This window comes from Thalassomonas sp. RHCl1 (assembly GCF_947387555.1).
In the GTDB taxonomy this organism is placed as follows: Bacteria; Pseudomonadota; Gammaproteobacteria; order Enterobacterales; family Alteromonadaceae; genus Thalassomonas.
This window is the reverse complement of record NZ_CANDNZ010000008.1, coordinates 74,175-88,223: the sequence shown is the minus strand read 5'-3', so window position 1 is coordinate 88,223 and position 14,049 is coordinate 74,175. Positions and strand designations below refer to the sequence as shown.

General features: G+C 47.8%; 8 protein-coding genes. 6 read left to right on the top strand and 2 right to left on the bottom strand.

Features of this window, described 5'->3' with window-relative positions; translation table 11 throughout:
- Nucleotides 1–47 precede the first annotated feature (47 nt).
- Nucleotides 48–1,076 (top strand): hypothetical protein, encoded by a 1,029-nt coding sequence (locus tag QL234_RS21050; RefSeq protein ID WP_281559737.1) that lies wholly within the window; start codon nucleotides 48–50, stop codon nucleotides 1,074–1,076.
- Here QL234_RS21050 and QL234_RS21045 read toward each other — a convergent pair.
- Nucleotides 1,073–4,351 carry an ATP-binding protein gene (locus QL234_RS21045; RefSeq protein WP_281559736.1) on the bottom strand — a complete coding sequence of 1,093 codons (3,279 nt, stop codon included), beginning with the start codon at nucleotides 4,349–4,351 and terminating at the stop codon, nucleotides 1,073–1,075. The two genes, QL234_RS21050 and QL234_RS21045, sit on opposite strands and share 4 nt — an antisense overlap.
- Before the next feature lie 151 nt (nucleotides 4,352–4,502).
- The gene (locus tag QL234_RS21040) at nucleotides 4,503–5,882 is read right to left on the bottom strand and encodes a PhoH family protein (RefSeq protein WP_281559735.1); all 1,380 of its coding nucleotides are present in this window, start codon (nucleotides 5,880–5,882) and stop codon (nucleotides 4,503–4,505) included.
- A gap of 433 nt (nucleotides 5,883–6,315) precedes the next feature.
- On the opposite strand from QL234_RS21040, the gene rapA reads away from it, so the two are divergent.
- The 5 genes from rapA (at nucleotide 6,316) to QL234_RS21015 (ending at nucleotide 14,019) form a co-directional block, all read left to right on the top strand.
- Nucleotides 6,316–9,219 (top strand): RNA polymerase-associated protein RapA, encoded by a 2,904-nt coding sequence (rapA, locus tag QL234_RS21035; protein WP_281559734.1) that lies wholly within the window; start codon nucleotides 6,316–6,318, stop codon nucleotides 9,217–9,219.
- A gap of 42 nt (nucleotides 9,220–9,261) precedes the next feature.
- Nucleotides 9,262–9,930, top strand: coding sequence for a bifunctional tRNA pseudouridine(32) synthase/23S rRNA pseudouridine(746) synthase RluA (gene rluA, locus QL234_RS21030; protein ID WP_281559733.1), 669 nt, complete (start codon nucleotides 9,262–9,264; stop codon nucleotides 9,928–9,930).
- A 153-nt stretch (nucleotides 9,931–10,083) separates the two neighbouring features.
- Nucleotides 10,084–11,022 (top strand): DUF3530 family protein, encoded by a 939-nt coding sequence (locus tag QL234_RS21025; protein ID WP_281559732.1) that lies wholly within the window; start codon nucleotides 10,084–10,086, stop codon nucleotides 11,020–11,022.
- 231 nt (nucleotides 11,023–11,253) lie between these two features.
- Entirely contained in the window at nucleotides 11,254–12,018 is a 765-nt protein-coding gene (locus QL234_RS21020; RefSeq protein ID WP_281559731.1) for a hypothetical protein, read from the top strand.
- 84 nt (nucleotides 12,019–12,102) lie between these two features.
- On the top strand, nucleotides 12,103–14,019 hold the full coding sequence (locus QL234_RS21015) for an Ig-like domain-containing protein (RefSeq protein ID WP_281559730.1): 1,917 nt from the start codon (nucleotides 12,103–12,105) through the stop codon (nucleotides 14,017–14,019).
- The last annotated feature ends 30 nt before the right edge of the window (nucleotides 14,020–14,049 follow it).

The window sequence follows — 14,049 nt, the reverse complement described above, 5'->3', positions numbered from 1 at the left end:
ACGTTAGGGTTAATAGGTTAAGTATAGAAAAGGTAACGCCTTGTACTGTGCATAGTTTTAAATTTTTCCTCTGGCTAAACCTGATCATCGCCGGTAATAGTTTCGCAGAGCAATTACAGTTCAGCCGCCAGGAGCAGGACGACAGTTTCCAGTTCCGTTACCAATGGCAAGATCACCAGCGGCAAGTGCAGTCTCTTGACTTCCAGCTCACAAAAATCGCCCTGTTCGAGCGATTCAGGCATTTTCGCGCCTACAAAAACGAATTGGCGGAGAAGAATGTCCACAAGGCCATCCGTAAGCATTTGCGTAAAGAACCGATAAAAGGTGTGCAGGTTTATTTTCGCCAGCAGCAGGGCAACAGTTATATCGATATTAAAGGCAGGGACAGCGATAAGGTTGAGGCGGCCTATAGCCAGATAGCCAAGTTGGAGCAGGACTTTTTCACACAATACTTAACAGATAATTTTTATCACAGCTTTATCACCCATGATCTGATCCGGGGAGTAAAGCCGGACCATGTCAGCATTGCCGATGCTTCTGTCGAAGACCTCAGGCCGATAAAACAGTTAATCCTGGATAAGGTTTCCATTCGCAATATCCGTCAGGTCACGGAGTTTGTCCTTGGCTTTGTGCAAAACATTCCCTATTCCACCTTGGAATCCCGGGTAACTTCCTCCGGCGCCGGCTTTAATACGCCGTTAAAATTACTGTGGCAAAATCAGGGAGATTGCGACAGCAAACTGACCTTAACCGCCGCATTGTTACGCACCCTGATGCCAAGAATAAAAATGCTGATGATCTATATTGACCAGCATGCTTTTATCGGCATCAATATTCCGTTTATGGCGGGAGAGATGACCATCACCGAAGACAACCTGACTTATGTGCTGGCAGAGCCTACAGGGCCGGCGCTGTTAAAACTTGGCGTGATCGCCCCCGAATCGGAACAGGCTATTCTTCAGGGACGCTATACCACCCAGACTTACCACCCGCAAGCGATACCGGCCGAAGCCGAACAGGAAACACAGCAACCCCAGGCAGAAACGAAAGCTCAGGCCGAAGCGGTTATCCCCTAGACTTCAACGCCTTTTACCACTTCCAGTATGGCACTGCGCAATACATCCACTTTCACCGGTTTGGAAATATGTTTATTCATGCCGACAGCAAAACTTTTCTCACGATCTTCATCCCTGGCATGCGCCGTCATGGCAATAATCGGCAACTCACAGTATTTATCTTGTAAACGTATTTGCTTAGTTGCGGTTAAACCATCCATCACCGGCATCTGGATATCCATCAGGATCACATCCACTTCCTGCTCAGCCAGCGACTCTATCGCTTTTTGGCCATTATCGGCAATAATGACACTGGCCTGCATATTGCTCAACAGCTCGCTGGCCACCATTTGATTCACCAGATTATCTTCCACCAGCAACACCCTGATGCCGCTTAAATCAAGCTTGTCCTCCGCTTCTTCCGCAAGCGCTTCAACAGCCACTCCTTCAACCGGGGCCGCCAGCTGCGGCTGCTGCTGAAAGTGTGCCACCAGCGCATGCAAGCTATTACGGTATAGGGGCTTCTCCAACAGCAAATAAGGAATTTTCAATTTATCCAGTTGCTGGCTGGTTTGTTCGGTAATTTCCGTTAACATCGGCTGGCATACCCCGAGTAACACTAAGTTATCCCGTGATTTCGCGCTAATTTCCCGGACAAACTCGTCGCAGGTACTCAACAGGTACTCACTTTCCAGCAATAAGATTTGTTGCCGGTCAAAGCCGTCAAGCCCTTCAATACATTCGATCTCTCTATGCTGCCAACCGATATTCTCTATTACCGTCAATAAAGACTCCGGCAGAGCGAAACCCAGGGTACACAGGGTGATATCCGGCACCACTTCCTGTTGCGGTTCATCGCAACCGGCCAGGGTGAAAGGCAACTCAAAACTAAACTCGCTGCCCTGGCCAAACTGGCTTTGCAGGCGAATACTGCCGCCAAGTAAGGTCACAATCTCCTGACAAATAGATAATCCCAATCCTGAGCCGCCATATTCCCGGGTCATGGACTCATCCGCCTGGCTAAAAGCAGCAAAGAGTTTGCCCTGTTTATCGGCTTCGATGCCGATCCCGGTATCTTTTATCCGGAACAATATCCAGACTTGATCAGTACTTTTCCGGGTTAACTCAACAGTCAGCGACACTGTACCTTCATGGGTAAACTTCACCGCATTATTTAATAAGTTCACCAACACCTGCACCAGGCGCATTTCATCGGTTTCGACGAACCGGGGGACATCTGCTTGAATATCCACGGTAACCGGTAGGTTTTTCTTGTTGGCGAGGATCACATTAAGCTTAAGCGCCTTATCGACCATAAGGTCCAGGTCGGTTTTTTCCCGGCTGATCACCATTTTACCCGCCTCTATTTTAGACAGGTCCAGTAACTGCTCGATCAGGTGCAATAAAGAGGAAGCGGCATTGGCGGCATTATCCAGGTAATGCTGCTGGTGGGAGTTTAACCGGGTTTTTGCCAAAAGCGACATCATGCCCTGGATGGCATTGATCGGGGTGCGGATTTCATGACTCATATTGGCCAGGAACTGGCTCTTGGCTTCATTGGCCTCTTCCGCCTGCTCTTTAGCCTGTTGTAGCGCACTTTGAATGGCGTACTGGTTGGTCACATCCCTGAAAATACTGATGGTGCCCAACTCAATACCGGTCTCACTGAAAAAGTTACGGCTAAAGAGTTCAAACGTCTGCTCTGCGGATTTGATAATCCGCTGGTGACCGTTTATTTCATTTTCCGGATTAGGCTGACGGGCCAGTTCAGACATCACCTCACCTAAGGCAAGCGGCAATAGTTGATGGGCCTGTTGTCCCAGGATGCCAAATTCGCTTTGACTGACGAATTTTTCAAAGGCGCGGTTACAGCCGATAAGCTGGCCGTTGGGATCGTTAAAAATAATCAATTCGGGAATGGCATTCATCACCGAGCGCAACAGCGCATAATCCCGCTGATGTTGCTCACTTTTTTCAAGCAAAGCCTGGGTTTTTTCGCTGACCCTGGAGTCCAGTACCGCGTTTTGCTCTTTTAACTGCTGCAATAAGCTCCGGTTCTGGCTGAAGATATCTTCGACAATTTGAAACCAGTGTAACCAGTCTGCGGTGGGCTTTACTTTACCCGGATCCCCCTGGGCACAGTTTTCGATATGACTGATAAATTCGGTAGCGGGTTTGATAAAAGTGGTGCGGGTCATAAAATAAACCAACCCGAGGAAGGCCATCAAACCGGTGAATAACACAGAAAAAATAAAGACAAAATTATCAAATACCGGCGAGGTAAAGTCATGGTATGGCTGAAACTTCAATAGTGTCCAACCATTGACTGCTAAGGTGTGCTTTTGTACCAGCCACTCGCCGACTTTAGCGGAATCCGGCAACCGGTCAAATTCTGCGGCGGTCAGGGCGGCAATATCTTCGGGAATAATATCCGACCAGGACAGGCCATGGGCAACATTTTCCGACTCCTGATTTTTATAGGTTAAAACTTCCTTTTTCTCATTGATCAATACCATAGCATGCCCGGGAGCAGATAGCTCAGGTAAGCTTTTTTGCATGCTTGCCAAGTCCATATCCATCACCAGGGCACCGATAAACTGCTGATCCCGATAAACCCCGGTGCCCAGGGAAACCTTCATGGTTTTGCTGGCGGTATCCCGAAAAGGCGGAGACCAGTAAAACTTTTTATTGTTAAGGCCGACTTTTTTAATTTGATAGACATTGCCGCTGGCCAGCAACTTGTCGGTATAACGCCAGTTTGAACGACCGAGCCAGGGATACAGATTAATAAAACGATTGATGGATAAGTAATAAAACCAGGTGGCATCGGGATTGATTTTATGGGCGGTGACAAAGGCCGGCGTCAGCGCACTCGCCATCGCCAACTCCTGTCTCATCGGCAGATCAAAAGATTTTACAAAACCAGTGCCGGTAATATTACCGCTGAGTAATTTTCCCTGGTGAACCACATCATGGGCGGGCATATCCAGATAATATTGCTTGCCTTCCTGGATAAAACGCGGCGGTTTAACATTTAATTCCTGCGGATATTGCAAATAATAATTGGCAAAGCGCTGGATGCCGGTGATCGCCTGCACACTTTGCTGCAACTTGATATTCAGGGCATTCGCCTGCCTGCTTAAATCCGCCAGCAAACGCTGCTCGTGTAAGTTTAATTCATTGAAATAACGAAATGATGCTACCGTTAATGCGGCCACCGCAATAACAAAAAACACTATCAATACAGCGGTATTATATCGACTAAATACCTTATTTTTCGAACCTTGGTAGGGCAAGCTGTCAACCTTGGGCTGGGATAGATGAACAAATTGTTATTAAAGTAAAACACTCGGTAAAGTGATACAAGTTATTTAGTCACCCGCCGGTGATATCGGCGGGTGACTTCCCTGTTAATACTTCCTCTTACCGGGAGCTTTTAAAAACTGCTTATAAGTTTTCTTCGGCAAACGATGCCAGCCGGCTGCGCACCACCCCGTTAAGGTTGATGGTGGTGCTGCCGGGAAAACTTTTAAAGCGCTCGACGATATAGGTTAACCCCGAGGTTACCGCGGTAAGGTAATTGCTGTCGATTTGCGCCAGGTTGCCGGAGCACACCAGCTTAGTACCTTCACCGCAACGGGTGATAATGGTTTTCAGCTGGGAGGCGGTCAGGTTCTGGCATTCGTCCAGCAATACCAGGGCATTTTGTATGCTGCGCCCGCGCATAAAGTTCACCGACTTAAACTGGATATTGGCCTTGTCCATAATGTAATTCAGGCTGCTGTTCATATTCTCATCCTGCTTATGCAGCACTTCCAGCGAATCGGTGATCGCCGCCAGCCAGGGGGCCATTTTTTCTTCTTCCGTGCCCGGCAAAAACCCTATCGATTCGGCAATTTCCGGGGTCGAACGGGTGACGATCACCTTGTCGTATAAGCCCCTTTCAATCACTTGCTCTAAAGCCGACGCCAGCGCCAGCAAGGTTTTCCCGCATCCCGCGGGACCTGTGAGGATCACCAGGTCGATATCGGGATCAAGCAAGGCATCGAGTGCCATGCCCTGATAGATATTTTTCGGCTGTATGCCCCAGGCATTTTTCGACATCAGCCGATCCCGGCCGATATCCAGTATCGCCAACTTCTCATCATCCCAGCCGGTGACCTTGCCGGCGAAACTTTCACTCTCATCAATGAGGTATTCGTTGATATAAGTCACCGGGGCAATGTCACGGTCGACAAAGTGGGTGGTATTGCGTCCCTCGGTTTCACTTTCACAACTTTTAATTTTTTCCCAGAAGTCGCCGTCGAATTTGTGGTAGCCCTTGGTCAGGAAACGGATATCATCGATCAACTGGTCGGTACGGTAATCTTCAACATGCGCCAGGCCGGCCCCTTTGGCCTTTAACCGCATATTGATGTCTTTGGTGACTAACACCACCCGCTTCGAGGATTTTACCGCCTGGATATGCAGGGCAGTACTGATAATGCGGTTATCGTTTTCATTAAATGACAAGGTGCCTGAGGTTTGCTCCAGAGTATAGTCATTAAAGATAGATAAACAACCGCTGGGGTGTAATTCATCGGTTTGCGGTAATTTTACTCCGGCGAGGACTTCTTCCGGGCTCGCCTGGGCCAAGGTGTCTTCCAGCGCCCTGATGGCGACTCTGGCATCCCGGCTGACATCTTTGCGGCGATCTTTAATAGAATCGAGTTCTTCGAGTACCGTCATCGGGACGACGACGTCATGTTCCTGGAAGGATAAAAAAGCGAAAGGTTCGTGTAGTAAAATATTCGTGTCTAAGATATAGATAATTTTTTCTTCAATCATATAGGCATTCCCAGCAATTATGACAATTAGCCAGCCAAATAATCCGGTTGAAGAAATAGTTATCCAGTGTACTTTAATAAAATCAGCTAAAGCGGTGATGGATAAATCCGGTGGTAACTCCCCACCCGGTTATTTAACTACCCCTTTAATTAAAAGATGAAGTTTTCTCCATAAGCAAAAAGTTATACCCCACTTTGACAGTTTATGACCAAGCTGGCAAGTGTCAATTTTCTTCCGTACGGGTGAATAATTTTCAACCTAAGCAGCAACCCCTGCCGGGGGCGTTTACCACAAGGATTTGCCGGTAAAAAAATCCCCTTAACGCCCGCAAAAATATTTTCTCGCCGGTAAGAACTTTTTAATGATCACTTCTATGATTAACGGTAATATAGCGCCCCTTTTTTTGCCTTATATTAAGTTGGAGACCTCCTCTATGTCATTTCACCCCGGTCAACGTTGGATTAGTGATAGTGAATCAGATCAGGGATTAGGTACGGTAACCTCGGTTGAACAAAGATTTGTCACCATCATTTTTACCGCTACCGGTGATGTCCGTAAATATGCCAGCGATAATGCCCCCCTGACCCGGGTGATCTTTAACGCCGGTGACAGCATTCCCAGCCACGAAGGCTGGAAAATGACGGTAGAGTCCATAGAGGAAAGCAATCATTTATTCGTTTACCATGGCGTGCGCCAGGACACAGGGGAGACGGTTTCCCTGAAAGAAATGATGATTGACCACTTTATCAAGTTTAACAAACCCCATGACAGGTTGTTAAACAGCCAGGTTGACCGCCTCGACTGGTTCCGGTTGCGTAAAGACTGTTTGCAGCACCAGTTCCAGCAACAGCAATCTCCCCTGATGGGCCTGAGCGGCGGCCGCGTCAGCTTAATTCCGCACCAGTTGCATATCGCCGATGAAGTCGGCAGCCGTTTTGCTCCCCGGGTATTGCTGGCGGATGAAGTCGGCCTGGGTAAAACCATAGAAGCCGGTTTGATCATCCACCAGCAGTTGGTCAGCGGCCGCGCACAGCGTATTCTAATTATCGTGCCTGAATCCCTGATGCATCAGTGGCTGGTGGAAATGCTGCGCCGTTTTAACCTCAAGTTCAGCATTTTTGACCATGAACGTTGCGTGGAAAGCGGCGAAGAAAATCCTTTCAGCTCGGAGCAGCTGGTACTGGTTAATCTGGGCTTTATTACCGACAATCCCGAATGGTATGAATCCCTGATCGCCGAAGAGTGGGATTTGATGGTGGTTGACGAAGCCCATCACCTCAACTGGCAGCAAGACAACGCCAGCATGGAATACCAGTGCATAGAGCAACTGGCGCAAACCATCCCGGGTGTGCTGTTGCTGACCGCCACCCCGGATCAGCTCGGCCACGAAAGTCATTTTGCCCGCTTAAGACTGCTTGATCCCGATCGCTTTTTTGATTACCAGAAATTTATCGATGAAGAAAGTCACTATACCGAAGTGGCGGATGCCGCCAATGTCATCCTCTCCGGCGAAGCCCTGTCATCCGGTCATCAAAAAACCTTAACCGCGTTATTTAAAGAAACCGATATCAGCGAGCAGCTGGCGATTTTAGCCGATGATAGCCACAATGAGCAGCAAGCGGTACGGGAAGAACTACTGAACCAATTATTGGACCGCCACGGTACCGGCCGTATCCTGTTCCGCAACAGCCGCAACACCATCAAAGGTTTCCCAGAGCGCCAGCTGCTCCCGGCCCCGCTGGCCATGCCGGAGCAGTACCAGGCCCAGCTCAACGACTTTATGCTCAGCGACTGCGCCGAGAACCTGATGCAGCTGTCCCAGGCAAAATATATCTTCACTCCTGAGCTCTTATATACCCTGGATAATCCTGCCGGTAACTGGGTCGATTTCGATCCCCGGGTCGGCTACCTGATCGAGCTATTACAGTCCCTGAAAAAAGAAAAAGTACTGGTCATTTGTGCCTCGGCGCAAACTGCCATCGACCTTGAAGCGGCCCTCAGGGTTAAAGAAGGGATCCGCGCCGCGGTTTTTCATGAAGGTTTGAGTATTTTTGAACGGGATCGCGCCGCCGCCTATTTTGCCCAGGACGAAGACAGCGCCCAGCTGCTCTTGTGCTCGGAAATCGGCAGTGAAGGACGTAACTTCCAGTTCGCCCACCATATGGTACTGTTTGACTTACCTTCCAACCCGGATCTGCTGGAACAGCGTATCGGCCGCCTGGACCGTATCGGCCAGACGCAAACCATCAAACTGCATGCCCCCTACTTTGAAGACTCGGCGCAAAGCCTGTTATTCCAGTGGTACCATCAGGCACTCAATGCCTTCGAGCATACCTGTATCACAGGCCGGGTGGTGTATGAACGTTACGGCAATGAGTTGTTGCAGCTGGCCCTTTCCGGACAATGGCAGTCGGAGGCGGCTACCGCCATTTTAGAAAGCAGCCACCAACAACATTTAAGCCTTAAAGCCGAGCTGGAATCCGGCCGGGATAAGCTATTGGAAATCAATTCTTCCGGCCAGGGCAAGGCCGAGGAGTTAGTGGCTCAGATAGACAAGCTGGACCAGCAGATCTCCCTGCCGCAGTTTATGTTCCAGGTCTGGGATGTTTACGGCATCCAGCAGGATGATAAATCCGATAATGCCATCGCCCTGAACCCGACAGAGCATATGCTCAGCACCAACTTCCCTTGCCTGCCGGAAGACGGCACTACCGTCACCTTCAACCGGGAAACCGCCCTGGCCCATGAAGATTACCAGCTGCTGACCTGGGATCACCCTATGGTACGCGGCGTCCTGGATTTGGTGCTGGCAGACGAAACCGGCAACGCCAGCATCGGCTTGTTGCAAAACCCGGCATTGCCTGTGGGCACCTTCTTCCTGGAATGTTTATTTACCGTAGAAGCAACCGCCCCTTCCCAGCTGCAACTGGGCCGTTATTTGCCGACCACGCCAATCCGGGTGCTGGTGGATAAAAACGGCAACGATCTCGCCGACAAGGTTTCCGAAGAAGTGCTGGATAAGCAATTGTCTCCGGTGAAAAAGCAAATGGCGCTGCAACTGATCAAGGCATTAAAATCCCAGTTTTCTCCCCTGGTGGAAAAAGCCGAGGCCCATGCCAATACCCAGGTAGCCGATATCCAGGGAAAAGCCATCGAAGTGATGCATAAGACCCTGGACGAGGAGCTGGAGCGTCTCACCGCCCTGGCGGCCATCAACCCGAGCGTGCGCCAGGAAGAGCTGGACTTTATCAAGCTGCAACTGGCGGAACTGACCACTTATATCAACAAGGCGCAGTTAAAGTTTGAAGCAGTGCGCATGATAGTAGTGACTCACTAACTACCAATAGCTAACAGATAATGACTTAATAAAGGAAGCAGCATGGCAGCAAACCCTGACTTCATCTACCAGCCACCGATGAAACCTTATCTTGATATCGTCTATCAGGATAATGATATCGTGGTATTAAACAAAGGCAGCGGTTTGCTTTCTGTGCCCGGTCGCCTGGCGGAGCACCAGGACTGTTTGCAAAACCGGGTATGCAAGGTGTTGCCAAGCGCCACCATAGTACACCGCCTGGATATGGCCACTTCCGGCCTGATTTTGATGGCGCTGAACAAGCCGGCCCATGTTGCCATCAGTCGTCAGTTTGAACAAAGGCAGACGGAAAAAAGTTACCTTGCCCGGGTGTATGGCAAGGTAAAGGAGCAATCGGGTGAAGTCGATCTGCCGCTAATTTGCGACTGGCCCAACCGGCCAAAACAAAAAGTCGACCATGAACATGGCAAGAAATCCTTAACCCGCTACCGGGTCTTAAGCTACCAGGAAAACAACACCCTGGTAGAACTGATCCCCGTCACCGGACGCTCGCACCAGTTAAGGGTACATATGCTGGCACTCGGGCACCCGATATTGGGGGACAGGTTATACGCCCATGATAAGGCCCTGACCATAAGCCCAAGGTTACAGCTGCATGCACAAATGCTGACCATCAAGCATCCGGTCAGCGGCGAAAGCCTGACCTTTACCCGAGAAGCTCCTTTTAGCTAGGAAAATAGCTAAGCACACGGTAAACCAGGGCATTGGCGCATAAACCTTTTGCCCTGGCTTCTATTTCTCGCCACCATTAGCCCTTTACTTTTGCCCTAAGCTGCCGATATATTTCAGTACCGAGTTGATCGATAAAAACCAACGGAGTTTGCCTTGTTGCCAGACCTTCTTTCCAAGTTATACCGTTTTGGCTTGCCCGCATTATTACTGCTGAGCATAACTGCGGTATCGGCGCAGCAAAAGGAAACACCGGAGCAGGAAGAAACAGCAGAAAAGGCACCGGAAACCTATGAGTACGCCTCTCCCGCTTATAGGATTGAGCGTAGCAGTATCAAAATCAGCGAACCGGTTTCCCGGGAAAAACTGCAAAGGGACGATTTATCCCACTACCTGCAACCGGCAAACGTAATACCCCTGCTTGCCGGGCCTGAAGACTTTATCACCTTGATCAAAAACGAATTAACCAGCAACAGCAGAGGAGTGGCGATTTTACTGCCCGACTGGCAGCAGGGAGCAACCGCCGCCAATTCTCTCAATTACCTTAGAAAAGTATTACCGGACCAGGGCTGGACCACGATCGCCGTTCAGCCTTATGAAAAGCCGGCCAATTATCCTTCGATGGCGCTAAAACCGGAGCAGCAACAAGAAGAAAACAACACTAGCCTGGAGCAATACCGGGAAAAGCTCAGCGCCATGATGACGGCGGTAATGGAGAAAGCCAAAAGTTATCCCGGCATCTTCCTGGTGATCGCCCAGGGCAGCCATGCCGCCGTGCTGACGGATTTATACCAGCAGGAAAAAGTGCCCCTGCCCAATGCCCTGGTGGTCCTGAGCAGTTTTATGCCCACCGCAGAGGAAAATCAGGCTTACGCTAAAACCCTGGCGCAAACCGAGCTGCCGGTACTGGATATCAGTTTAAAACGGGATCACCCGCTGGCCATCACCAATGCCAGCTTACGCCGCGCCCATGCCGACAAGGAAATGAAGGCTTCCTACCGGCAGCGGATATTAAACAATTTCACTACCGGTTATTATCCCGAAGCCACCCTGCTGAGAGAAATCAACAGTTGGCTGAGATCAGAAGGTTGGTAACCTCTTTTCCTATTCTTTATACCTATAAGCAAGAAACATAAATAACTTGTTAAATAATGTTAACCGCGTACAATGCCGCAGACAACGCTTCACGTATAACATAGGCTAAGACGATCACTTACGACAAGCCCTACTAATTTATGGATTAACTACTTGTGTACTATCCTTTTTCTCCCTCTGTTATGTTAAAGCGAAAATATTCATAACTTATTTAATTTATTGAGTTGCAGTATGAAATTTTTGTTACCCGTAATTCTAATTTTGCTCTGTCAGTCAGCTGTTGCCGCAGGCAAAGTTAACTACCTTAATGTAGTAAATGATCTGGTTTATTTTTCAACCGATGAAATCAAAGCCAGCAGTCCATCATGTGTGCTCGCAGAAAGCGCAAACCAGTGGACTATTTCCCTGGAAACTAAAACAGGTCGTGCCCTGTATTCTTTACTGGTTTCCGCCATGTCAGCCGACCAGGCAGTTTCTGTAGAAAGCGGCGCCGATTGCGCCGATGTAACAGGCATAGAAAGAGCCAAAGGGATTAGCTTACAGCCCGCCAATAGCCAAACCGGCAGTACTGGCGTAACATGGGCCGGATATACTGACCAGTTCCAGGGGCATTTTGTTGGCACAGATATTAATACCAATGAAAGCCCGGTATTAGCAGCAACAAAACTTTGCCAGGCCAAATATCCAGACTCCCGCATAATGCTCTGGAATGATTATATCAGCATCATTTCCACTTACCCTCACAGTGAAACCATCTGGTTTTTAGACCCGGTATCTTCAACTGGAACCACTGAATCGAGTGGAATGCTAACCATTTTAAAAAATGGCCAATCCTATACCAGTAACGGACTCTACAAACAATATAACTCTACGGCCAGTTGTAACGACTGGAGAGAGAGTGACTCCAGCGTTACAGGATTTGTAATGGACAAAAAAGGTAAAATGTGGACAACAAGTTGCGCCAGCAGATACCGCTTAGCGTGTGTTTCGCAATAATAAGACAACTTTATAACCTCTAACAACCTCGTGAAGCCTATAACCACAGAACTTGGCTCACCTTTATCTCTGGTGAAAACAAGCATGTACATCTTCCTTTTTTTATTGTTGTCTTTATTTAGTACCTATTTGCAGGCAACTCCACCGACACCGCCTGTATTGCTGCAATACATTGCGGACGACTTGGCACCCGAAGTATCCGGCTTTATCCGCTTACCTGAACAGTCAAATACAGGAACCTTTGACCTTAGCTGGTCACTCGAAAATACAGGCAAGTATTTTCTAGTAGAGCAATACTTGCCTGCTAACTCCCAATGGTTACAAATATATAGTGGTACAAACTCCACTTTGGCAATACAGGAAGTCATCAGCGGTAGTTATAAATATCGGGTAAGAAGCTGTATTGAAGACATTTGCAGCGATTATTTAACATCCAATTATATTAATATCAGCCTGGAAGCTAATAGTATAGAACTCACGTCTTTTCACGGAGATTCAGCCGAACTCACGCTGCATGGATTAGCCGATAATACCTCGGTTTATTATCAGATCTACCAGTTATCCCCGCAAGACAACACCTGGAATGTTGGCCCCTGGGCTTGTGTAAACATAACCAGCAATAACACAGGTATCAGTTTAACTGACTTTAGCTATGGCACATATAAGGTCGTGGTTTCAGCCGAACTACCGGAAGCCGCTTGCAACCTCGAACGTTTCCAGGCTGAATACACAGTAACATCTGCAATTAAAGAGTCCGCAAGCTGGACTTTCCGTGTTCCAGAACTTAAACCAGATCAGGTAAGTACCCAGGAAGACAATGCTAAAGTTATAAATGTACTAGCCAATGACCTTTATATAGAAAGAGACACTGTCAAACTGAACATTAGCCAGCCTGAACATGGCTCTGCAAAAATCACTGCCGAGAATAATATCCTTTATACTCCGGATCGTGATTTTAATGGCTGGGATTTCCTAGAATATAGCGCTACAACCATTAATACTAATGTTGAGTTAACTGCAGCAAATGTCACTATTCAAGTATCTTCTGTTGAAGACATGGAACCAGTTGCACTAGATGACAATATTAGTATTACCCCCAGCTCCCCATATACTAACGGTGTTATTTACGCCAATGTGCTAAATAATGATTATCACCCGGAAAACTATCCTATATCTTTAAAATCTATCGATAACCATCCCAGCCATGGCAGCTCCCAAATCGTTGGAAACAGCATCAGCTACCGACCTGTTGCTGAATATTGCGGCAGTGATAACATCACATATTCCATCCAATCTAGTACTGGATATTTTGCTGTTGCAGATATAAATATTGAAGTTATTTGTCCGTCATTTATTCCTAGGGCGCAGCCGGATACCTTCTTAATTGATAAGAATGATGAAATAGCAATATTTGATGTAATCCTCAATGATCTTGAACTCAACGAAGGGCATACTGTCCGTCTTTACCGCATAACAAGCGCTCCGGTTCAGGGGCAGGCGAGTATCATAGATGGAAAAATTGCCTATCAACCAGATAGTAATTATTGTGGTACAGATACTCTATTTTACGATATAAAAGATAATATAGGAACAATAATGGAAGACAGGACTCTAGGCCGGGTAGACTTTGAAATCGCCTGCCAGCCATATCCTGTAGCAGCCCCAGATCAATATTCCCTCAATGAGAGTAATGAAACAACCCTCTTTGATGTGATATTAAATGACATTGAATTAAACTTGGGGCGTACCATCAGTCTGCATCAGATAATTACGGCTCCACTTCATGGCACCGCCAACATTACCGATAATAAAATCCAATATAAACCGATGAACAACTATTGCGGTAAAGATAGCTTATATTATGATTTAATTGATAACAACGATAAAACTTCAAAAGACAATGCTCCGGGCAGAGTGGACTTTGACATCAGTTGCACCGCCTTGGATAAAGTCATAATAAAAACCCAATTACTTGGTTTTCCGGTTTCAAAGGAGCAATGATCCCAAGAATATCTAAACAGTGTTAACCCC

What these genes read in the sequence shown, in the direction of transcription:
- rluA (WP_281559733.1), top strand. Translation starts at nt 9,262, where the DNA reads ATGGCAGCAAACCCTGACTTCATCTACCAGCCACCGATGAAACCTTAT.
- QL234_RS21040 (WP_281559735.1), bottom strand. Translation starts at nt 5,882, where the DNA reads ATGATTGAAGAAAAAATTATCTATATCTTAGACACGAATATTTTACTA.
- QL234_RS21020 (WP_281559731.1), top strand. Translation starts at nt 11,254, where the DNA reads ATGAAATTTTTGTTACCCGTAATTCTAATTTTGCTCTGTCAGTCAGCT.
- QL234_RS21015 (WP_281559730.1), top strand. Translation starts at nt 12,103, where the DNA reads ATGTACATCTTCCTTTTTTTATTGTTGTCTTTATTTAGTACCTATTTG.
- rapA (WP_281559734.1), top strand. Translation starts at nt 6,316, where the DNA reads ATGTCATTTCACCCCGGTCAACGTTGGATTAGTGATAGTGAATCAGAT.